24 protein-coding genes and 1 riboswitch are annotated in these 20,116 nt (G+C 45.9%); of the genes, 19 read left to right on the forward strand and 5 right to left on the reverse strand.

The features are described from left to right. Nucleotide 1: 1 nt before the first annotated feature. On the reverse strand, nt 2–574 hold the full coding sequence (locus tag V1498_RS09950; RefSeq protein ID WP_409298669.1) for a membrane-spanning protein: 573 nt from the start codon (nt 572–574) through the stop codon (nt 2–4). Between the two features lie 143 nt (nt 575–717). Beyond that, a riboswitch (PreQ1 riboswitch) is annotated at nt 718–761 on the forward strand. A gap of 53 nt (nt 762–814) precedes the next feature. Here V1498_RS09950 and queC point away from each other — a divergent pair. Both queC and V1498_RS09960 read left to right on the forward strand, forming a co-directional pair. Further along, nucleotides 815–1,471, forward strand: a complete 657-nt coding sequence (gene queC, locus V1498_RS09955) for a 7-cyano-7-deazaguanine synthase QueC (RefSeq protein ID WP_409298670.1) — start codon at nt 815–817, stop codon at nt 1,469–1,471. A gap of 56 nt (nt 1,472–1,527) precedes the next feature. Continuing rightward, nucleotides 1,528–2,058 carry a VUT family protein gene (locus V1498_RS09960; protein ID WP_409299242.1) on the forward strand — a complete coding sequence of 177 codons (531 nt, stop codon included), beginning with the start codon at nt 1,528–1,530 and terminating at the stop codon, nt 2,056–2,058. Between the two features lie 228 nt (nt 2,059–2,286). Here the strand turns inward: V1498_RS09960 and V1498_RS09965 are convergent, their stop codons facing one another. Further along, nucleotides 2,287–2,460: an asparagine synthase gene (locus V1498_RS09965; protein WP_409299243.1), complete on the reverse strand. Its 174-nt coding sequence runs from the start codon at nt 2,458–2,460 to the stop codon at nt 2,287–2,289. 238 nt (nt 2,461–2,698) lie between these two features. On the opposite strand from V1498_RS09965, the gene V1498_RS09970 reads away from it, so the two are divergent. The 15 genes from V1498_RS09970 to V1498_RS10040 all read left to right on the forward strand — a co-directional run bounded on the left by V1498_RS09970 (nt 2,699) and on the right by V1498_RS10040 (nt 16,317). Continuing rightward, nucleotides 2,699–3,721, forward strand: a complete 1,023-nt coding sequence (locus V1498_RS09970) for an NADH:flavin oxidoreductase/NADH oxidase (protein ID WP_409298672.1) — start codon at nt 2,699–2,701, stop codon at nt 3,719–3,721. Nucleotides 3,722–4,040: 319 nt separating this feature from the next. Further along, a complete protein-coding gene (locus V1498_RS09975) occupies nt 4,041–4,574 on the forward strand; it encodes a hypothetical protein (protein WP_409298674.1) in 534 nt (177 codons plus the stop codon). Nucleotides 4,575–4,657: 83 nt separating this feature from the next. Continuing rightward, a complete protein-coding gene (locus V1498_RS09980; RefSeq protein WP_409298676.1) occupies nt 4,658–5,011 on the forward strand; it encodes a four-helix bundle copper-binding protein in 354 nt (117 codons plus the stop codon). A gap of 219 nt (nt 5,012–5,230) precedes the next feature. After that, nucleotides 5,231–5,917, forward strand: coding sequence for a 2-phosphosulfolactate phosphatase (locus V1498_RS09985; protein WP_409298678.1), 687 nt, complete (start codon nt 5,231–5,233; stop codon nt 5,915–5,917). After that, entirely contained in the window at nt 5,914–6,693 is a 780-nt protein-coding gene (locus tag V1498_RS09990) for a phosphosulfolactate synthase (protein ID WP_409298679.1), read from the forward strand. The genes V1498_RS09985 and V1498_RS09990 overlap by 4 nt, the downstream gene beginning before the upstream one ends. Further along, nucleotides 6,690–7,088: a VOC family protein gene (locus tag V1498_RS09995; RefSeq protein WP_409298681.1), complete on the forward strand. Its 399-nt coding sequence runs from the start codon at nt 6,690–6,692 to the stop codon at nt 7,086–7,088. The genes V1498_RS09990 and V1498_RS09995 overlap by 4 nt, the downstream gene beginning before the upstream one ends. An 84-nt stretch (nt 7,089–7,172) precedes the next feature. Beyond that, complete coding sequence (locus V1498_RS10000; protein ID WP_409298683.1) at nt 7,173–7,472, forward strand: iron-sulfur cluster assembly accessory protein; 300 nt, start codon at nt 7,173–7,175, stop codon at nt 7,470–7,472. Nucleotides 7,473–7,787: 315 nt separating this feature from the next. Continuing rightward, a complete protein-coding gene (locus V1498_RS10005; protein WP_409298685.1) occupies nt 7,788–8,666 on the forward strand; it encodes a carbon-nitrogen hydrolase family protein in 879 nt (292 codons plus the stop codon). A gap of 3 nt (nt 8,667–8,669) precedes the next feature. Further along, complete coding sequence (locus tag V1498_RS10010; RefSeq protein WP_409298687.1) at nt 8,670–9,356, forward strand: GNAT family N-acetyltransferase; 687 nt, start codon at nt 8,670–8,672, stop codon at nt 9,354–9,356. A gap of 153 nt (nt 9,357–9,509) precedes the next feature. Next, on the forward strand, nt 9,510–10,868 hold the full coding sequence (locus tag V1498_RS10015; protein WP_409298688.1) for a TrkH family potassium uptake protein: 1,359 nt from the start codon (nt 9,510–9,512) through the stop codon (nt 10,866–10,868). A gap of 144 nt (nt 10,869–11,012) precedes the next feature. After that, nucleotides 11,013–11,951: a manganese-dependent inorganic pyrophosphatase gene (locus tag V1498_RS10020; protein WP_409298690.1), complete on the forward strand. Its 939-nt coding sequence runs from the start codon at nt 11,013–11,015 to the stop codon at nt 11,949–11,951. A gap of 118 nt (nt 11,952–12,069) precedes the next feature. Continuing rightward, nucleotides 12,070–13,629 carry a glycosyl hydrolase family 28-related protein gene (locus V1498_RS10025; protein WP_409298692.1) on the forward strand — a complete coding sequence of 520 codons (1,560 nt, stop codon included), beginning with the start codon at nt 12,070–12,072 and terminating at the stop codon, nt 13,627–13,629. An 80-nt stretch (nt 13,630–13,709) separates the two neighbouring features. Beyond that, on the forward strand, nt 13,710–14,363 hold the full coding sequence (locus V1498_RS10030) for a DUF421 domain-containing protein (protein ID WP_409298694.1): 654 nt from the start codon (nt 13,710–13,712) through the stop codon (nt 14,361–14,363). 108 nt (nt 14,364–14,471) lie between these two features. Then, nucleotides 14,472–14,999: an NUDIX hydrolase gene (locus tag V1498_RS10035; RefSeq protein WP_409298695.1), complete on the forward strand. Its 528-nt coding sequence runs from the start codon at nt 14,472–14,474 to the stop codon at nt 14,997–14,999. A 61-nt stretch (nt 15,000–15,060) separates the two neighbouring features. Then, complete coding sequence (locus tag V1498_RS10040; RefSeq protein ID WP_409298697.1) at nt 15,061–16,317, forward strand: ATP-binding protein; 1,257 nt, start codon at nt 15,061–15,063, stop codon at nt 16,315–16,317. A 53-nt stretch (nt 16,318–16,370) separates the two neighbouring features. Here V1498_RS10040 and V1498_RS10045 read toward each other — a convergent pair whose 3' ends face one another. The 3 genes from V1498_RS10045 to V1498_RS10055 all read right to left on the reverse strand — a co-directional run bounded on the left by V1498_RS10045 (nt 16,371) and on the right by V1498_RS10055 (nt 17,826). Then, a complete protein-coding gene (locus tag V1498_RS10045) occupies nt 16,371–16,781 on the reverse strand; it encodes a hypothetical protein (RefSeq protein WP_409298699.1) in 411 nt (136 codons plus the stop codon). A 146-nt stretch (nt 16,782–16,927) separates the two neighbouring features. Beyond that, on the reverse strand, nt 16,928–17,053 hold the full coding sequence (locus V1498_RS10050) for a hypothetical protein (protein WP_409298701.1): 126 nt from the start codon (nt 17,051–17,053) through the stop codon (nt 16,928–16,930). 116 nt (nt 17,054–17,169) lie between these two features. Then, on the reverse strand, nt 17,170–17,826 hold the full coding sequence (locus V1498_RS10055; RefSeq protein WP_409298702.1) for a YhcN/YlaJ family sporulation lipoprotein: 657 nt from the start codon (nt 17,824–17,826) through the stop codon (nt 17,170–17,172). Between the two features lie 170 nt (nt 17,827–17,996). Here V1498_RS10055 and V1498_RS10060 point away from each other — a divergent pair, with 170 nt between their 5' ends. Both V1498_RS10060 and V1498_RS10065 read left to right on the forward strand, forming a co-directional pair. Next, nucleotides 17,997–18,635 carry an NUDIX hydrolase gene (locus V1498_RS10060; RefSeq protein WP_409298704.1) on the forward strand — a complete coding sequence of 213 codons (639 nt, stop codon included), beginning with the start codon at nt 17,997–17,999 and terminating at the stop codon, nt 18,633–18,635. Nucleotides 18,636–18,751: 116 nt separating this feature from the next. After that, nucleotides 18,752–20,026, forward strand: a complete 1,275-nt coding sequence (locus V1498_RS10065; protein WP_409298706.1) for a LysM peptidoglycan-binding domain-containing protein — start codon at nt 18,752–18,754, stop codon at nt 20,024–20,026. Nucleotides 20,027–20,116 lie beyond the last annotated feature (90 nt).

Raw genomic sequence — 20,116 nt, forward strand, 5'->3', positions numbered from 1 at the left:
GTCATATGTTCGACTGCCTTTGCCGCAATGCTGCATAGACAGCAGCAGCCAGGCCGCCGCCTAAACCGGCGAGAAGGTCCTGCATGGTGTCAGCGTTCCCGCCTCTTTGCATCGTTTCGGTATAGTAAAGGTCTCCAAAATACTCGTATACCTCCCAAAAAACACTGGAAGAAGCGGCAAGTGATAGACTGAAGAGAAATAGGAGCAATGGAGAAGTTCCCTTCCTGTCCTCTGGTTTCACAAAAATCTTAAACAAACAAAGGGCGATGAAACCCATAAAAATGCCTTTAAATAAATGCAAGACCGTATCCCACCAAAGGATATGCAGATAGAACTTTGCGATGGAACCCAGATAGGTGGAACAAAAGATGAAAACATAATAAGCCAGGATGACCGGGATATTGAATGGGGGATGTTTCATGAACAGCAGCAAAAGCGGCAGGGCGCTGACCAAAATTCCGCCTGCTGCAACCTGCCAGCGTGAAGTGTCATCCTTCATAAAGTAATATATGAATAACCCGGCCATAAACAACATAAAGATGACAGACAGGGAAAGAATCACCTTTTTTTCCATTCTATTTTTCACCTCTCTGTCATTATGCCCAGCCTGGCTGAAAAAGTACGCTTCGCCGAATCGTTTTTTTATCATACATGAGCAAAAAAACCTTTTGTTTTTACGGAGATGTGATACTATAAGATAGTCATTATCAACAGCATATAAGAGAGGTTCTTAGCTACCCTCTATAAAAAACTAAGGAAAAACAGTGCTGCTTTTCTTTAGCCGCACTGTTTTTTCGTGTAAAGGAGCATTCACATGAAAAATGAAAAAGCCCTTGTTGTCTTCAGCGGGGGACAAGACAGTACCACCTGCCTATTCTGGGCAATAAAAACATTCAGGGAAGTAGAAGCAGTCACCTTTAATTATGGGCAGCGTCATGCGCTGGAAATTGATTGCGCCAAGTCCATTGCAAATGAATTGGGAATTCGGCATCATATTCTGGATATGTCCCTTTTGAATCAATTGGCACCCGGCGCCCTGACTCGTGATGAGATACCGGTCGAGGATGGTGAAGATGGCGGCATGCCGAACACGTTTGTACCGGGAAGGAATTTACTCTTCTTGTCATTTGCGGCTATCCTGGCAAGGGGGAGAGGTGCCAGGCATATTGTAACGGGAGTATGCGAAACTGACTTCAGCGGGTATCCGGACTGCAGGGACAATTTTGTGAAATCCCTTAATGTAAGCATTAATCTGTCCATGGATGAAAACATGGTTATCCATACACCGCTTATGTGGCTGGACAAAAAAGAAACCTGGGCACTTGCGGACAGCCTGGGCGCACTCGGCTTCGTCCAGAAAAAAACGCTCACCTGCTACAACGGAGTAATGGCTGAAGGATGCGGAAGCTGTCCAGCCTGCCGATTAAGGAAAAAAGGGCTGGATGAATACCTGGCAATAAAAAAATCTTGAAAAATACTTCATTAGCCGGCTATGTGAGCCGTGTATAAAAAGGAGCATGCAGCATGATCAGAATCATACTATATTTATTATCCATTGTGGCGGCGAACGTGGTGACTGCCAAATTCGCGCCGCTTACTTTCGGATCGTTTATCGTCCCGATGGGGACCTTGCTGATAGGTGCAACCTTTATCCTGAGGGACCTTGTACAGAATAAGCTGGGCAGGAGCCGGACTTATGCGGCAATCGGCACGGCCCTGCTGCTTTCGGCCGTTGTCTCCTTCCTTTTGGACGATACGCTTTTAATTGTTCTTGCGTCAGCCATTTCTTTTGCGATATCGGAAACTACGGATACAGAGATTTATACAAGACTCCGCCTCCCATTGGCGTGGCGGGTATTTTACAGCGGACTTGTCGGTGGCCTGCTTGATTCGGCGGTCTTCGTCCTGATCGGCCTCAGCCCGCTCGGGGCAAATATCCTCCCATGGGAAGCCGTTCCGGCAGCCATCCTGGGCCAGGTTATTGTCAAAACCATCATTCAGGGAATTGGCGCTTTGATTCTCCAGAATGTATGGAGCAGAAAAGAAGCAGCAGCATAATAAAGAGGGTATCCATAAAGGTATGAACTTATGGATACCCTCTCTTTTATTTGCAGCTGGACACAGGGCTGCCTGGCACTGCAAAGGCTCTGCTTTCAGCCGTTTTGACGACAACGACAGCAGAATTTCCGGCTTAACGATGTCCCTTTACAGAACTCATTTATACAGAAAACAAAAAGAGGCGACTCTCAGGTTGAGTCAATCAACCAGTGAATCGCCCTCTTTTTTTTATCGGCGATGTTCGACAAGGTCAATGACTCCAAGGACCACATGGGCCAGACCAAAACCAAAAACAGTATGGGCCACCATCTTGTTGGAACGCGGCATTTGTTTCATTGCATATCCAGCAGCTGTCACTGCAGAACCTAATGCAGTTGGAATTAATCCTTCACGAACGTCCATTGTCAATTGCCCCCCAAAATCGCAGATATTGATGATTGAAATCATCCTGACTAGTTTTGCCTCCAGGTGATGAGGTATGCAGATAAATCGGCAGGGAATAATATGGACTGTGTCATTTTGTTGAACGCATCTGTCTCGGTGCTGTCAGGCGTATAATTTGCCTTGAATGGGGGCCGGGTGTAAAAATAAAAAAGAATAAAACAGCATGCAGCTGAAGATATGGAAGGAAGTGCAGCATATGGCAAGCTTATTGGATTCATTTGAATACAAAGGCCTTAAATTGAAAAATCGCATCGTAATGCCCCCGATGTGCCAATATTCCGTGGACAAGAAGGACGGAACTCCGAATGATTGGCATTTCAGTCATTATACAAGCCGTGCTATCGGCGGAACCGGGTTGATCATCATGGAAATGACAGATGTGGAGCCGGATGGAAGAATTACCGATTATGACCTCGGCCTCTGGTCAGATGATCAAATACCAGCGTTCAAGAGGATCATTGAAGCCTGCCAATCTTACGGTTCAAAGGTCGGCATTCAGATTGCGCATGCCGGAAGAAAGGCAGAGGACGCCAAGGTGCCCGTTTCATCCACTTCCGATGCTTTCTCAGACCGGTATAACCAGCCCCGGGCTCTTTCAACTGAGGAAACTGAGCAAATGGTGGAAAAGTATAGAGCAGCTGTACGGAGAGCCGTGCAGGCGGGTGTGGATACAATTGAAATTCACGGTGCGCATGGTTATTTGATCCATCAATTCCAATCACCGCTTACGAACAAGAGAACAGACAAATACGGCGAGGACAAGGCGCTGTTCGGCATCGAAGTGATCAGGGCAGCGAAGAAAGAAATGCCAGAAGAAATGCCGCTCATCTTCCGTATCTCTGCAGTGGAGTATGCGGATGGAGGTTATGACCTGGAGCATTCCGCCGAACTTGCAAGACGCTATAAAGAAGCAGGAGCCGATATCCTGCATGTATCTTCCGGAGGAGAAGGTACCACTGGACCCCAGTATTCAGGACCGGGATATCAGCTCGACTTTGCTGATAAGCTCCGCAAGGAAACAGACATGCCGGTCATCGCGGTCGGCCGCCTCGAAGGTTTCGAGCTGAGCGACAAAGCCATCCGTGAAGGCCATGCCGACCTTGCCGCCATCGGGAGAGGGATGCTGTCAAGTCCTTATTGGGCAAATGAAGCTTCCATCGCCCTTGGCGGAGAGCCCTTGACTCCAAACCAGTATCGTGCCGCTTACAGCATTAGATAAGTACAAAGACAGCCAGCCTCAGAGCCTGGCTGTTTTTCTATGGAAAAGGGGCAGAGCTTTTGTATCGTAAGGCTTCCAGCAGCCAGGTGCAAACATCATTTATCTTGCTGAACATTCCTGCTCTTGCCCAAGTTCCTTTTAATACCTGGGCTGCGAGTAGAAAACTCATGTGTGTATTATGCTTTGAGCCAGCCTGTAAAAGGGATGGCAGCAAGGAGGCTCAGCAGCTTCCAGGATACCTGGAAACCGGCCCGGCCAAGCGCCGGCAAAAGTCCCCTTTCTTGTCTGACCCGCATAGACTGTAACGGGAAAGGAGTGGATGAAGTTGACGGCTGTGGTCATTTACAGGAACCTGGAGGCAGTTATCACAAAGCAGCACTTATTAAAATGGCTTAAGGTAATGGCTATTCTGTCAGAGAAAGCCTTTCTAAATGAACATAAAAAATGGATAAAAGCGGATATCATCGATGGAGACCTATCCCTGCCTTTCACTTTCTTCAGACTGGCTGACGGGCGCTTTTCCTTTCAGCTTGAGTACCAGCGGATAGAAGATCCTCCTGTTGAGATTACAGATGCCATCGAGCTATTGCTGCTTGAAGGCGATATAAATGGCGAGAAGCACATAATCAGGGGAAGCGATAAAGCGGTCATCACATTTTCATCAGCTTTGCCGAGGGCGTCCAAAGGCGAAGTTTTTCAGCTGTGGCTGGAAAAAGAAACTCAGCTGGGAAAGCTTGCCTTGCTGCTTGACTCGGTTGAAACAGAGGAATTTAAAAAAGAAGAACAGGGCATCGAGAGAATGAGGATGACTGTTAAAAAGCAAATTAGATCACTTAATAAATTTGTTTTATAGCAAAAAGGCCGATTGTTGAATATTGCAGATTTCTCCTTCATATATTGTTCAAGTAACAGAGTAACTACGTGGAGGGGAATTGGATGAGCGCACCTTTAGTTACGAATGAAAGATTAAGGTCTTATTTGCGTGAATGTGCCGAGGCCTGCAATGCATGTGCAGAAGCATGTGAGTACTGTTATAGGGAATGCCTGAGGAACGAAGAGGTGAGGCGGGAGGCTGTTAGGCTTGTCAGAGACTGCGCCGATGTGTGCAACCTGGTGCGCCAGCTGATTACAAGGGAAAGTCCATATGCCCGTGTAATGTGCAGTGTAGCTGCTAATATCTGTGATGCTTCGGCACGGGTCTGCGAGCAGTATGAGGATGATTATTGCCGCCGATGCGCAGAAGCCTGCCGCCGTTGTGCCGATGCCTGCCGGGAACTTTGCATCAGCTAAAATCGAGGGATTACTTATACTTACATTAAATTTGTCTAAAAAGGGCCAGTTCACTGCCAGCCGCCTTTTCGGTATATCATCTTACCAAAAAGGCGGCAGTGGACTGGCCTTTATGCTGCAATTTTTAACCCCCTCTTTAGGCCCTGCACCCATTTAATGCAAGCGAATATACTTTTATCAGGAGTCGATTTGCCCAAATGAGAAGGGGAGAAAAAATTCGTGTGTATAAAAATTTTCAGGGGAGCAGACCCTGAACTTCCTCGAGCGGATGTGAACATCGTAATAGATGTGATCCGGGCCTTTACTGTCGCGCATTATGCTTTTATTAGAGGGGTGCGCGGCATCTTTCTAGCCCGGACTGTGGAATCGGCCATGCAGTACAAAGCAGAAAATCCCGGTTATATACTGGCGGGTGAAATCAGGGGGCTTCCCATTGACGGCTTCGAACTGGACAATTCTCCAGTAAGACTTTTAAAAGCCGAACTGGATGGTAAATATTTGATACAAAAAACAACTAATGGAGTTGCGGCGGCCTTACATGCAAGGGGTGCTGATCATGTGCTCGTTACTGGTTTTTCGAATGCCAGAAAAACCGCAGAATATGCCAGGAAGCTCACCGCTGAAAATCAGGGTACCATCAACATTATAGCTTCCCATCCCAGCGGTGATGATGATCTCGCATGTGCAGAGTTCATGAGGGAAATCATATTGGGAACCAGCCCTGAAGCGGAGATTACAGCAGCCCGGATCAAAAACTCTGCGGCGGCACAGAAGTTTGTGGACGACGCCTGCCCTGAATTTGATCCTGCTGACATTATAATTTGCACACAGGAGGAGCCTTCAGACTTTGTCATGAAGGTTTCCTATGACAGAAGGATACCGATGATCGAGAGGGTGGTCTTATGAAGAACTCAGGCCTTAATCTGCCTGAAAGAGTATTAAAGCCAAGGACACACGGATTGACTATATTAATAGATAACGGAGTTCCTCTGCAATTCTTCAGAGATACCATGGAGAGTGCTCCTCAGTTCATTGATTATGTTAAATTCGGCTGGTGCACATCCCTGGTAACCCGGAACCTGAAGCAGAAAATCGAATGCCTGAGGGAAAATGATATCAGCTTCTTCTTTGGCGGAACTCTTTTTGAAAAATTCCTCAGTCAGAACAAAGCAGTGGAATATCACAGCTTCTGTAAAGAGCACGGCGCAGAATACATTGAAATATCGAATGGGACCCTTGATATATCCAATCGGGTGAAAGCAGGCTATATACGGGAATTTGCTAAAGATTTTACGGTATTCAGTGAAGTAGGCAACAAAGATTCGGCTTTATCAGTCGGCCAGCATCCGGAGGAATGGATGGAATATATCCAGGAAGACCTGGATGCAGGTGCTTTCAAGGTCATCACTGAAGCGAGGGAGAGCGGCACAAGCGGGATCTGCACAGACAGAGGGGATTTGCGTCTTGAAATTGTCGATCTTATTATGAATTCAGAAATCCCATTGGAAAATCTGATATTTGAGGCGCCGAATAAAAAAATGCAGACCGCCTTCATCAAAATGGCAGGTCCCAATGTCAATTTGGCCAACATCCCTTTTGCCGACTTCATTTCACTTGAAACGCTGAGACTGGGATTAAGGTCTGATACCTTTTATACATTCAGCTGGGAGGAACAGACATGAGAAGTACAAATAAAGTATTTCATCTGGCAATACCATGCAGGGAACTGGATGAAACAGCAGAATTTTACGAGAAACTCGGATGCAGGACAGCCAGAAGATATGAGGACAGAGTGACCCTGGATTTTTTCGGAGATCAGGTGGTCTGCCATTTAAGCCCTGAGGGGATAGATGAGATGCCGTCCATGTATCCAAGGCACTTTGGGATAACATTTAGGGAAGAGGAGGAGTTTCATAGGACTTATCTGCTGGCAAAGGAGCAGGCATTGCCATTCTTCCAGGAACTAATGGTACGATTTAAAGGGAAACGGGAAGAGCATATTACCTTTTTCCTGGCAGATCCTTCAAATAATTTATTAGAATTCAAGTACTATCATGACCCTGAAATGATTTACTGATCCCTTTTTCTTCTGCCGAGCGCCATTCTTTGTATTTTTATGCTGATTGAGGTACGATCAGTACAAAAACAAGAGGTGCGAAATATGAAAGTTAAAATCAATCGTAATGCCGCAAAGGTATTAAATAGAATGCTGGGCGCAGAGTTTGCCGGGCAGATGCCCCGTGTGATCGTGACTGAGAAGCATGGAACACATGCCCATTATGCCCTGACATTTGATACTCCCAAGGAGCATGATGAAATCGTCAAGACAGATAAGGATATAGATGTGCTTCTCGACAGCAGGGAAGATTTCCTTGATGGCGTGTGGATCCAGTTTTTCTTTGTGCCGCAGGAGGAATTTGTCATTACCAATCCGTCTAAGGGGTATGCCCATCGCCATTGATCTCTAAGCCAGGCCCTGCCTGGCTTTTTCTGTGGAGAAGGGGCGGAGCTGCATGGATCATAAGGCTTCCAAGAACCAGGGGTTAACATCATTTTTTTGCTGGCATTCTGCGCCTGCCGCTCCACCGCCTTTTTATGTTTGTTCCTGCTATTGTCCAGGTTCCTTTCTATTCATGGGTAGAAAACGAATGTTTGTTTTCTGTGTTAATAATAATGAGCAGATAGTCTATACTCCGGCTTTCTAATATGTTAGTATACCTTAGGAGTTTTTATCATTTATGCTGCTAAGATATATAAAATGTACGGGGGTGTCAATGTGCAGATGAGAGTATCAGCTGTTCAATATGATCTTAAGACTATAGCGAGTTTCACTGAATTTGAAGACCAAGTAGAGCATTACATTAAGACAGCGGCAGAGTTTGATTCTGAATTTGTTCTGTTTCCAGAGTTTTTTACCACCCAGCTAATGAGCATCCCGAATGAATTTGGTGAACCCCGGACTATAGAAGACCTTCCTGAATTCACCGGATTGTACCAGACGCTGTTTACCCGGCTCGCGATGGAGTACCGGATGCATATAATCGCAGGGACACATGTAGTGCGGAAGGCTGGCCGTTTATATAATACAGCACACCTGTTTTATCCGGATGGACGTGTTGCCCGACAGGCAAAACTGCACATGACCCCCACAGAAATTAACGAATGGAATATGTCACCGGGCGAAACCCTTGAAGTTTTCGAGACAGAAAAGGGACGGATTGCGATGCTCACCTGCTATGACATTGAATTTCCGGAAATCGTGCGCATGGCAAAGGCTAAGGGTGCGGATGTAATTTTCTGCCCTTCCTGTACGGATGACCGCCACGGCTTTTACCGGGTCAGGTACACAAGCCATGCCCGGGCAATCGAAAACCAGGTATATGTCGTAGGTACCGGGACTGTAGGTTCCCTCCCTACTGTTGATTTCATGAGATCGAATTTTGGACAGGCTGCGATACTTACACCAAATGACATTCCATTCCCGCCGGGCGGCATTGCTGCTGAAGGCGAAATGAATCAGGATATGCTCATCACTGCGGATCTCAACCTGGAACTGCTGTATAAGGTGAGGAAGAGCGGATCGGTCACCACCTGGCGCGACCGCAGGACAGATCTTTATACGGACTGGGAAACAGAATCGGAAGTATTGGTATAGGATATGGCTGCTTATTATCATTCTTTTTATGTTTTTGATAAAACCGGACAGAGCAGGAAAGCTGTAATCCGGAATTATAAAGAAGAGGACTTTTCTGAGCTGATCACCATTCAGAAGGAATGCTTCCCTCCTCCTTTTCCACAGGAGCTTTTATGGAACAGAGAACAATTATTGAATCATGTGAGGCTGTACCCTGAGGGTGCGCTGATAATGGAAGTGGACGGAGAGGCGGCAGGCTCAATGACTGGCCTTCTGGTGAGCCATGACTGGAATAATGATCATACATGGTCCGAAATTACGGATGACGGCTATATACGCACACATGACCCTAAGGGAAACTCTCTCTATATCGTTGACATCAGCATTCGGCCGTCTTTTCGCAAATACGGCCTTGGCAAATGCCTGATGCAGTCCATGTACCAGATTGTTACAGCATATGGCCTCGACCGGCTGATGGGCGGAGGCCGGATGCCAGGGTATCATAAGCATGCGGACAGGCTCTCCCCGGGGGAATACCTCGGAGAAGTCTGTAAGGGTAACCTGAAAGATCCGGTGATTTCCTTTCTGCTCCGCTGCGGGCGGACCCCGGTCAAAGTGATGGCGAATTATCTGGATGATGAGGAATCACATCATCATGCCGTACTTATGGAATGGAAAAACCCGTTCAAATCACATGAAACACCTTCCTGAAAACGGAAGGTGTTTTACTGCTTTAAGCAATGTCTGGACCGGATATTCATCAATTTTCTGAAAAACCCTCCAGAACCTAAGCCTTTCCGGTTCATTTATGTTAATATATCGTGGAAGATATATGAAGCAAGCTTTTTGCTGAAAGGAAATGTTATGAATAGACAGACACAGAGAAAATTCACACTCAGCCCTGCACAGCTCATTATTGTGTATTATGTGGTATCTGTGACAGTATCGACCTTGCTGCTCAGCCTTCCTGTGGCACTTAAGCCCGGTGTGAAGATAGACTTCATGGAAACGCTGTTCACAGCAGTGAGTGCAGTGAGCGTTACCGGTCTGACTGTCATAGATGTAAGCGAAACATTCAGTACCACAGGATTATTCCTCCTCATATTTATTCTTCAGTTTGGGGGGATCGGCATCATGACCCTTGGCACCTTTTTCTGGCTGATCATGGGCAGGAAGATTGGGATCAAAGAACGCCAGCTTATCATGACTGACCAGAATCAGACCCAGCTGTCCGGTCTTGTAAAGCTCCTTATCCAAATCGTCCAGCTTGTGTTGATCATCGAATTGGCGGGGGCACTTGTACTGACACTGTATTTTTCATCCTACTTTCCATCATGGAAAGAAGCATTCATACATGGCCTGTTTTTATCGGTAAGCGCCACTACAAATGCTGGTTTTGATATCTCAGGAGAATCGCTGATTCCTTTTGCGAAGGATTATTTTATCCAGACAGTGACCATTATCCTGATTACACTTGGAGCTATTGGTTTCCCCGTATTAATCGAGGTCAAGGAATACCTTTCCCGGCGCAAGGATAAATTTCCTTACAGATTCCGTTTTTCCTTATTTACCAAGATCACTACCTTTACATATGCTGCATTGATAGTGGTTGGGACACTGTTGATTTATTTTCTGGAAAGAAAGCATTTTCTGCTGGATAAGTCAGCACTGGATACTTTCTTTTATTCGATATTCGTCTCTTCCAATACCCGAAGCGGCGGCTTAACGACAATGAACATCAGTGAGTTTACAGCACCTACAGAATTGCTTCTCAGCTTTCTCATGTTCATCGGTGCTTCCCCAAGCTCCGTCGGCGGGGGAATCAGAACAACGACCTTTGCTGTCATGTTCCTGTTTGTCATCAACTTTGCTACAGGTAACCGTGCGATCAAGGTATTCAAGCGGGAAATATACGAAGAAGATATTTATAAGGCTGTAGCAGTTATGACTATGGGTGTGACATTATGCTCGCTATCCATTTTTATTCTGTCCATAACAGAAGACCTCTCTCTTAATCAGATTGTGTTTGAGGTATGTTCAGCCTTCGGGTCTGTCGGCCTGTCCCTCGGGATCACCCCGGAACTTACGAATGTCGGCAGGATTGTGATCATGATCCTGATGTTCATCGGCAGGGTCGGCATCATTTCCTTCTTATTCATCATAGGAAGGCAGGAGAAAACCGGGAATTATCAATATCCAAAGGAAAAGATCATCATTGGCTGATAGAAAGCTTCCCCAGACTGGGAAGCTTTCCATTGCAGCATATGATTTTCTGGACTCTCATTCTCTTTTGTTTTATCATCTTATACAGGTATGTACATAATTGAGGCATTGTCCCTCTTAATCTGAATTAAAAGGAGCTTGAAAATGGAAAAATTTCTAATCTTTGGTCATAAAAATCCTGATACAGACACGATATGTTCTGCGATTGCCTACGCCGATCTTAAAGCACAGCTTGGCATCGAAGCTGAACCGGTAAGGCTTGGCGAAATAAATGGCGAAACGGAATATGCGCTGAACTACTTCTCTCAGGAAGTGCCGCGCCTGATTGAAACGGCTGCCAATGAAGTGAAATCTGTGATCCTTGTAGACCATAACGAGCGACAGCAAAGCGTCCAGGATCTATCCGACGTGCGGATAGCGGAAGTCATTGACCACCACCGAATCGCCAATTTTGAAACAAGCGATCCCCTGTATTACCGTGCTGAGCCTGTGGGCTGTACAGCTACCATTTTGAACAAAATGTATAAAGAAAATGGAAAAGAAATCAAAAAGAACATTGCAGGTCTGATGCTTTCTGCCATTATCTCGGACTCATTATTATTCAAATCGCCAACCTGCACTCCTGAAGACGTGGCAGCTGCAAGGGAACTGGCGGAGATTGCCGGTGTGGATGCTGACTCTTATGGCCTTGATATGCTGAAGGCAGGAGCAGATCTCTCTGATAAAACCATTGACCAGCTGATCACGCTGGATGCAAAGGAATTTGACATGGGGAAAAGCAAAGTTGAAATCGCCCAGGTGAATGCGGTGGATACCAGGGAAGTGCTCGCCAGTAAACAGGAGCTGGAAGAAGCCATCCACTCTGTTATCGAGAGAAAAAATCTGGACCTGTTCCTCTTCGTTGTCACGGATATCCTGACCAATGACTCGGTGGCCCTCGCTCTTGGGGAAAAGACGGCTGCTGTTGAAAAAGCTTATCAGGTCAGCCTTCATGAGAACACGGCAGTCTTAAAGGGTGTTGTATCCCGCAAGAAGCAGATTGTCCCTGTTCTTACTGATATATTTAATAAAGAAGAGGCTTAATCCTCTAAAAAACCATGCCGGCAGCCCTCTGCCGGCATTTTTCCTGTTTGAAACTATGCTTAATAAACTTGTCTTCCGGGAATAAAAAGAAATGAATGCAAGGAAAGTGGGGATAATTATGATTTTTCTTGATAAGCAGCACGACCCTAAAGGCAACAGGGAATTGATTGCCCGCTTTACCGGAAGCATCGATATGGTAGAAGCCGTACGTGAGACAGACGATCTCTTTGAAAGCCGTAAATCAGGTTCTGAACCTTTTCATTATAAAATAGGCGGATTTAAAGGCCTGCTGAAACGCTTTTTACTCATTAAGAAAGCGGAATTACTCGATGCGCGCCGGGGTGATACCATCGTGGACAAAGAAGGCAATCCCTGGCCCTTCTGGAAAGGCAAGCTGGATGGGGCAATGGACAGCCTTCACAGCCAGGTATCCCGGGAAGCATCCGTTAAAGATTACGGAGCATTCGGGGACGGAGTGACAGATGATACCGAGGCGTTCAGACGTGCAATCGGAAACGGCCGTGCACGCGTTAAGATTCCGCAGGGAATTTACATTGTCAAAGGAATCAAGCTTCCTTCCTGGACGATCCTGGAGGGTGAAGGGAAGGGAATGACCACTCTAAAGCTCCATGAAAATGCTCCCAAATCCGAATGGGTCATCACGAACAAGCATCATTTTACCGGGAACCGATGTATCCTGGTGCAGAACATGAGCCTCGACTGGAATGTGGAACGGATACCGGCCGGCCGGAAAACAGCTGCAGGCAATAACCGGTCCAGCTGCCTGACGTATGCCAATGTCAAATATGGCTGGGTTAAAAATGTGGAAGCCATCAATGCAGGGCTGCATGCCTTTGATGTTTCTTCAGCTGTTTACACGTATCTCGGTGATGGAACAAGGGCAAGGAAGGGGAGCAGCTACATTTGGCTTGACGGCCTGAATGGTTATGGATTTGGGGATGATGGCGTCACCACACATCATAGTGACAATATCCTGATCAGCAATAGTCATATGTGCGATCCGAGCGGCAGGGCGCATAAACGGGGATTTTCGAACTCAAATGGATTTGAAGTGGATGACGGCTCCAGGAATGTATGGCTCGTCAACAATTCATCCACCAGGTGTTTTGGCGGTGTGGAAATAAAGGCACATCATAATTCCGCCGCTGCATCCAATGTATATATAACAGGGCATATATCCATACATGATAACCGGTCATATAACTTCAGGCATATCGGCCATCACAAATTGGAAGATCCTAAGTCCTTGACGGCCTATAATATCAGGGCTGCCTGTCTTGTTGCGATCGCCCCGGTCAGAACTTCCCTGTATGAAGATTCAAAGGCGCGCGGGATGGTGGTGTCCGGATATACAAATGTAACGGTGAACCATTTTAGACTGATTGGCGATCCCGCATATAATTATCGGGAAGAGCCTGTCATCGCCGTGCAGTACCGGGCAAGGAATGTCACCTTTAAAAATATTGCATTGGAAGGCTTCAAAACGGCAGGGCATTATATAAAAATTTTTGGTGGTCCCCAGCGGGCAGATTCTGTGGCGCTGATGGACGTGAAACTCGATACTGATGAAGCGGATGCCGTCTATGCAGGTTCAGACTTAGAAGATATTCAGATAGGGAATATCACAAAAGCTGGATCAGGCACCTCCTTTGGGTAATACCAGCCGCTAAAAAGAAGTTTTAGGAAGAGTGGACGGGGAAATAGAGAAGCAGGCAAAATATGCAGGGAGGCTTTTCGTTGCTTTATCTATCCATTGTTTTAAAACTTGTCGCAGGCCTGGCAGCCCTTGTTGTTGTAACCAGGCTGGTAGGAAAAAAGAGGATGTCACAGGTGACTCCTTTCGATTTTGTTTATGCCTTAATACTAGGCGGGATGGTAGAAGAAACCATCTATCATACCGACCATACGATTCCCCAGATGTTATTTTCAGTAGCTGTATGGGGAGCTTTGATTTATTCAGTGGAAAAACTCACGCAGAAGTTTGATAAGCTGCGTGCTCCGCTGAAGGGCTCAAGCCAGGTGCTTATCCGAAATGGGAATGTCAGCATCCATGAGCTGGAGAAAGCAAGCCTCGAGCTTGAGGAGCTGAGGGGCATGCTTCGGCAGAAAGGCATTTTTTCACTAAAGGAAGTCAATTATATCTTCCTGGAAAACAGCGGAGATATCTCTGTGCTGAAATATCCGGAAACACCAGTCGTGGAAGAACCTTCCGTCCTTCTTGTCAATGAAGGCCATATTCATGAAGGGAATCTTAAACAGATAGAAAAGGACAAAGAATGGCTGATCCACGAAATCAGTGAAGAAGGAATCAAGGACATTAAGGACGTCTATTATGCAGAATGGTCAAAGCCGGATGGCTTCTTTATTAAGCAATATAATGAATGCCATTAACAAGTTTGAAGTGAAAGAGTGCGAATCCACTGGAATTGCACTCTTTTTTTCGTTTACAATGAAAATCATGCTACTATTAATGGAAAGATAAATGAGAGTTGGGTGAACATGCAGTTTGAAAGAAAAATTGGCATGATGGTGCAAGAAGACAGAGCGATTAAAATAAATCAGCGTGTGGCAGTCAGGGCAGTCATCTTAAGGGAAGAACAGATTCTGATGGTTAAATCAGACAAGGGGGATCATAAATTTCCTGGCGGTGGAGTGGAAGATGGTGAATCATTTGAAGTAGCCATCAGACGTGAGGTGGCTGAGGAAACGGGATATGTAATAAGCGGGATAACAGAAAAGCTGGGGATTGTGGTTGAGAATCATCCGGATGTACATGAAGAAAATGCGGTCTTTCAGATGATCTCCCATTACTATTCCTGTCAATTATCAGAAGAATCCGTCCTCCCGCTAAACTTGGATGATTATGAGGCAGCACTCGGATACCATCCAATTTGGCTCCCGATTCAAGAAGCGATCAGAGAAAACTCCGCCTTTCTGGAATCCTTCCCTGACAGCAGCTGGGCAATACGAGAAAACCTGGTGCTGGAAGAATTACTAGAACCGGCCCTGGAAATAACCGGGAAATAGGGACTGTCCCGCTCAGCGGAGTTATAGTAAAATAAGGTAAAAATTATATGAGTTCATTTGGATGGTGGATGAAATGGAGATTACCATACATTTATTCTTCAATCTGTCTTTATTGATGGTCTTTGCCTTTTTTGCCCTGGTGTGGCTTGAAAGGAAGCGGGATTCTGCCATATCTGCCACAAGCTATTCTATTATTCTGGTAGCGGCTTTATGGATTTGCTTCAGTGTGTCCTATCCTGCCGGAAACTCCCTGCAGTTCGACTTGAGAGCGATCCCGGTTTTGATAGCCGGCTTATATTTGGGAACTGGTCCCCTTATGTGTGCAATATGTATCCTTACCAGGGGACTATTTGGAATTGATGAGGGTTTCCTGGCTAATATCATCCTATATGCACCGCTCGCTTACATACTTTGGAGAGTGCATCCGGCTTTCAAGAAAATCAGCCCAAAGAAAAAAATCTGTGTTTCGGTCCTGATCACCATCTGTATCAGCATCCCTACAGCAATTGGTATGGAAGTGGTCCGTCCTGAGTCCGGCCGGTTTGATGCATGGTTTGCCTATTTGATCATCCCGCCGCTCGGCATTGCCATTTATTCCTACTTTATTGAATTTGTAGGCAGGAATATCCTTATGTATCAGCAGCTTGTCAAGTCTGAAAAGCTTGAAGCAGTAGAGCAGATGGGAGCTGCCATCTCTCATGAAATCCGCAATCCGCTTACAGCAGCTATCGGTTTTGTCCAGCTCCTGAAAGACCAATCCCTTCCTTCAAAGAAGAGGGAGGAATACCTTTCCATTGTTGGTGAAGAACTGCAATCAGCTGAACGGGTCATTCAGGATTATTTGACCTTTTCCAAGCCGTCCCTTGATTATATTGAGGAACTCAATGTCAGGAAAGAGCTTATTCAGGTTGTGAATATCCTCCGGCCTATTGCCAATCAGCATTCTGTGCAGATTACCACCAATTTCTCTCTGGCAGGCAGCATCAGGGGGGACCGTCAGAAGTTTCATCAATGCTTCCTGAACGTTGTCAAAAATTCGATCGAATCCATGCCAGGCGGCGGACAGCTGACAATCTCCACCCACTATGGCCACTATCACATCATCATAGAAGTGAAGGATACAGGAATTGGGATGACGAAGGATCAGCTTCAAAAACTTGGCCAGCCCTACTATTCAACGAAGGGTTCCCAGGGAACCGGGCTCGGCATGATGGTTGTCTTTGGCATCGTCAAGGCGATGAATGGCACCATTCAGGTTGAGAGCGCAGTGAATTCAGGTACTTTATTTACCTTCACCTTTCCCGCTTTGCATCAATAAGCCGGGAAAAAGTAAAGCGAGATAAGCCTGCTTATCTCGCGAGAAGAAAATGATCAACCTTCTGAATCCTGATTTTGGTCCTGGTTTTGATCAGAATCCGAATCAGACTCGGACCGGGAACGAACTCGGGATTGTGAGTCAGAATCCACGTTAATATCGATGCAGAAGTCAATTTTTGCGTTACCGCTGTCGGAAACCTTAGAGTTGGCAGTCGAATTGCTGCGGTTATGGTTTTTTAGCTCGTTGTCATTATCATTGTCATTATCGCTTTCATTCTTGGTAGATACATCGTTGTCCACTTGGGAATCCGAATTGGAGCGGTTGTGTACATCATTTTCCACATCTGCGTCAACATCCGAGTCTGAATTGGATTTACTGGTGGAATCCCCTCCATCACTGTAAGCAAATCCATTGAATTGATCATCACCCTGAGGGCGGCGGCGGTTGTTTAGCCAAAATGCCATTTTGTTACCTCCTTTCCAGTCTCTAACACTAATGTATTCTGGACTGGGGAAGTGTGTATGGTCATATAACTTGTACGGCAAAAAAATTTTAGTATAAATATAAGCCGGGCCTGCGTGAAGCAGGCCCGGCTTTGTGGAGCTTGTGGCTATTTTTTCTTGGACATTCCCATTGTTTGGAGCTGGTTCATGACTTTCTGGCGTGAATCTTTATTTCTCATTAAATAAGCTGCTCCAAGCGCTAAAGTACTCATCATCATTTTTTTACGATCCATAGTTGTCATCCTCCTTAGGGTTGTTTTACTGCATATTTAAAAATACCCTTTTGGTATCGAAATAAACGGGACACCCTAATTTGGAATGAAATGGTATTTTGTGTATGAAACAATAATCAGCGGTTGAATACGCTTCTTACATACGTATTAAAATTATCGAACAAACCGTCATCATTGTTATTGTTTCCGTCTAAGATATTGTTGTCAAAGTCTCCAAAACGTCCATAAACATCTTCATCAAAACTTACATAAACTTTGTGTATGCTCTTATCGGCTGCGCGGACCCGGTCGGCGATTTCCTGCTCTCGCTTGGAATCCACTTTGCTGTAAGTTCTTGCTCCGTCATTGCCACGATCATCATTCTCATTATCGCGGCCATTCAGGACCCCATCATTGTCATCTATTCTGTTCCCTGTACCAGTACCGCCATAAGTTCCCATGCCGTCTGTCCCGATATTGTTGTCGATGACCGCTCCATCCCTGTTTCCGGTCATATTGTTGTTAACTCCATCGCGGTCATGCTTCCTAACTGCCACATATGCATTATTTTTTGATACAATTACGTGTGCCTCATCGACATAATCAAGATCTTCTACTTTACCTTCAATTTTATTTTCAGTCCGCAGGTGATGATCGTCATTCATATTGGTCCTGATTTTTGTTCCGCCATTGTTCCTGATGTTAGGCGAAGCGTTGTCATTATCATTATTGCCGCAGCCTGCAAGACTTGAAAGGACAAGTAAAGAAGATAAGATTAGCGTGCCTTTTTTCATGTTCTTCACTCCTTTAAAAAAATAGTTGCAGGCTTAGCATTCCAAAAGTTCGTGAAAATATACGGCTTTTGGCGGGGATGATTAAATACCCGGGCAGCTTGGGTAAAAGTATTACGGATAAAAGTGTTATAATGTATAGAATAAATGATGTGAGCGGCTGAGGTGAGTTTATGGATTTAAAAAAAATAGTGAGCGTTCTCGAAGAGCATACACCCAAAGTGCTTGGGAGTGAGACATTTTCAAAATTCTCCGTATTGATTCCTCTTGTCAAAAAAGAGGATGGAATTCATGTCCTGTTTGAGGTCCGTTCCCTGGAACTCAGAAGGCAGCCAGGGGAAATATGCTTTCCGGGAGGCAGGATTGACAAAGGGGATACCGATGAACAGGAAGCTGCCATCCGTGAAACAATGGAAGAGCTGGGGTTAAAAAGAGAAGCCATTCAGGATGTTTATCCACTGGATTATTTAATATCCCCTTATGGCATGATGGTCTATCCTTTTGCGGGCTTTATCTCTGCGCCGGAGGACATCGTGGCGAACCCCGCTGAAGTGGGTGAGTTCTTCACGGTCCCCCTTTCTTTTCTGATGAACACGCCTCCAAGGATACACCGCGTCAATTTCAGGGCAGAGCCTGAAGAAGGCTTTCCAATGGAATTATTGGTGGGCGGTGAGAATTACCAATGGAGGCCAAGGCAGCTCGATGAATATTTTTATATTTATGAACGGAAGGTCATCTGGGGACTGACTGCGCGGATTCTTTCTCATTTCGTCGGCCTGCTTGGCGGACAGGGAGAGCAGTTCGAAGATTGATGCCTTCTGGATAAATTGCAAAAGGCTGCAGGACATGGGCAGCCTTCATTCATGACACATAAAGCCGCATTTTCTGCCATATGATGTTATAACGAGAATGTAAAGGTGTTGATTCCATGGCTGTTCATGTTGTGAAAAAGGGAGATTCATTATGGGCGATATCCCAGCGATACAGCATTCCGATTTCCATTCTTACGAATACAAACGGACTTAGATCGGATAAGCTCATGCCCGGACTCTCACTTTATATTCCAGGCAGGGACTTCATTAGGGCTTATCAGATAAAGGCTGGGGATACGCTGTATAATATAGCGGCCTTATACCAAACCACCGTGATGTCCATCATGATGGTGAATCCGGGTATAAATCCCTACCAGTTAAGGCCTGGCCAGGTTATCAGCATCCCTTCCGATGTAAAGATGCCGCTGCAGATTCTTGGTTTCGTGGTGCCATCCAGTCCGGAAAGCATCCTGCCCATCCTGAATGAAATAGGCGATGGGTTAACTTATATTGCGGTTACAGCCTTTTCTTTTACAGATGAAGGGTATGCTTATGCAGACCTGAAGGATGAGGAAGTGGTGGGGAGAAGCAGGGAACTTGGAATCATCCCGCTTCTTATGGTCAGGAACTACAGGGCTGATAAGTTTGATGCGCCGCTTGCCGGACGTGTTTTCGGGAACAGACAATACCGGAGGAATCTGGTGCTGAGCCTGGCCAATATGGCGCGGCAGAGGGGATATGGGGGAGTCAGCATCGATATTGAATTCATTCCTCCCGGGAACCGGAACGATTTTAATGATTTTCTGCGCGAACTGAAAGCAGAGCTTGGGAATATGATCTTGCAGGTGAATGTCCATGCCAAAGTGCAGGATATGCCCCAGAACCCGATTGTTGGTGCCTATGATTATGAAACAATAGGACGGATCGCGGATATCACAGCCGTTATGACGATTGACTACGGCTATCCGGGAGGACCGCCAGACCCCATTTCGCCGTATTGGTGGACAGCTGAGGTAATCAGATATTCCCTTACACAGATTCCTCCCCAAAAAATGATGATAGCGATGGCTCTCTACGGATACGATAAAAGCGGCCAGAATAACGAAACCAAAGCCCTCTCTGTCCTGGCAGCGCAGAACCAGGCCATAGCAAAGGGCAGTTCCATCAAGTGGGACATAGCGGCACAATCGCCATTCTATACCTACCAAAGCGGCTCAACCCGGCATATCGTCTGGTTTGAAGACATCCGCAGCTACATCGAAAAAATCAGGCTCATCGACGCAAACAGGCTCCTCGGAACTACACTATGGCAGCTCAGCCTGCCCGCGCCCCAGCTCTGGACCTACCTAAAAAACAACACACAGGGGAGACAGTCCCTCATTTCCCGTTGATAAACCAACTTATTTTGGGGGCTTCCCCTATTTTCCAACTTTTTTATTGACGTACCCGTAATATTTTAATATAATAAAAAAGCTGACAAA

The sequence above is a fragment of the Paraperibacillus marinus genome (genome assembly GCF_046237605.1).
In the GTDB taxonomy this organism is placed as follows: Bacteria; Bacillota; Bacilli; order Bacillales; family DSM-1321; genus Paraperibacillus; species Paraperibacillus marinus.

Bases quoted from the DNA above. Each gene is read 5' to 3' on its own strand.
- V1498_RS09950 (WP_409298669.1), bottom strand. From the start codon at position 574: ATGGAAAAAAAGGTGATTCTTTCCCTGTCTGTCATCTTTATGTTGTTT.
- queC (WP_409298670.1), top strand. From the start codon at position 815: ATGAAAAATGAAAAAGCCCTTGTTGTCTTCAGCGGGGGACAAGACAGT.
- V1498_RS09965 (WP_409299243.1), bottom strand. From the start codon at position 2,460: ATGGACGTTCGTGAAGGATTAATTCCAACTGCATTAGGTTCTGCAGTG.
- V1498_RS09970 (WP_409298672.1), top strand. From the start codon at position 2,699: ATGGCAAGCTTATTGGATTCATTTGAATACAAAGGCCTTAAATTGAAA.
- V1498_RS09975 (WP_409298674.1), top strand. From the start codon at position 4,041: ATGAAGTTGACGGCTGTGGTCATTTACAGGAACCTGGAGGCAGTTATC.
- V1498_RS09980 (WP_409298676.1), top strand. From the start codon at position 4,658: ATGAGCGCACCTTTAGTTACGAATGAAAGATTAAGGTCTTATTTGCGT.
- V1498_RS09990 (WP_409298679.1), top strand. From the start codon at position 5,914: ATGAAGAACTCAGGCCTTAATCTGCCTGAAAGAGTATTAAAGCCAAGG.
- V1498_RS09995 (WP_409298681.1), top strand. From the start codon at position 6,690: ATGAGAAGTACAAATAAAGTATTTCATCTGGCAATACCATGCAGGGAA.
- V1498_RS10000 (WP_409298683.1), top strand. From the start codon at position 7,173: ATGAAAGTTAAAATCAATCGTAATGCCGCAAAGGTATTAAATAGAATG.
- V1498_RS10010 (WP_409298687.1), top strand. From the start codon at position 8,670: ATGGCTGCTTATTATCATTCTTTTTATGTTTTTGATAAAACCGGACAG.
- V1498_RS10015 (WP_409298688.1), top strand. From the start codon at position 9,510: ATGAATAGACAGACACAGAGAAAATTCACACTCAGCCCTGCACAGCTC.
- V1498_RS10020 (WP_409298690.1), top strand. From the start codon at position 11,013: ATGGAAAAATTTCTAATCTTTGGTCATAAAAATCCTGATACAGACACG.
- V1498_RS10025 (WP_409298692.1), top strand. From the start codon at position 12,070: ATGATTTTTCTTGATAAGCAGCACGACCCTAAAGGCAACAGGGAATTG.
- V1498_RS10035 (WP_409298695.1), top strand. From the start codon at position 14,472: ATGCAGTTTGAAAGAAAAATTGGCATGATGGTGCAAGAAGACAGAGCG.
- V1498_RS10040 (WP_409298697.1), top strand. From the start codon at position 15,061: ATGGTGGATGAAATGGAGATTACCATACATTTATTCTTCAATCTGTCT.
- V1498_RS10045 (WP_409298699.1), bottom strand. From the start codon at position 16,781: ATGGCATTTTGGCTAAACAACCGCCGCCGCCCTCAGGGTGATGATCAA.
- V1498_RS10050 (WP_409298701.1), bottom strand. From the start codon at position 17,053: ATGGATCGTAAAAAAATGATGATGAGTACTTTAGCGCTTGGAGCAGCT.
- V1498_RS10055 (WP_409298702.1), bottom strand. From the start codon at position 17,826: ATGAAAAAAGGCACGCTAATCTTATCTTCTTTACTTGTCCTTTCAAGT.
- V1498_RS10060 (WP_409298704.1), top strand. From the start codon at position 17,997: ATGGATTTAAAAAAAATAGTGAGCGTTCTCGAAGAGCATACACCCAAA.
- V1498_RS10065 (WP_409298706.1), top strand. From the start codon at position 18,752: ATGGCTGTTCATGTTGTGAAAAAGGGAGATTCATTATGGGCGATATCC.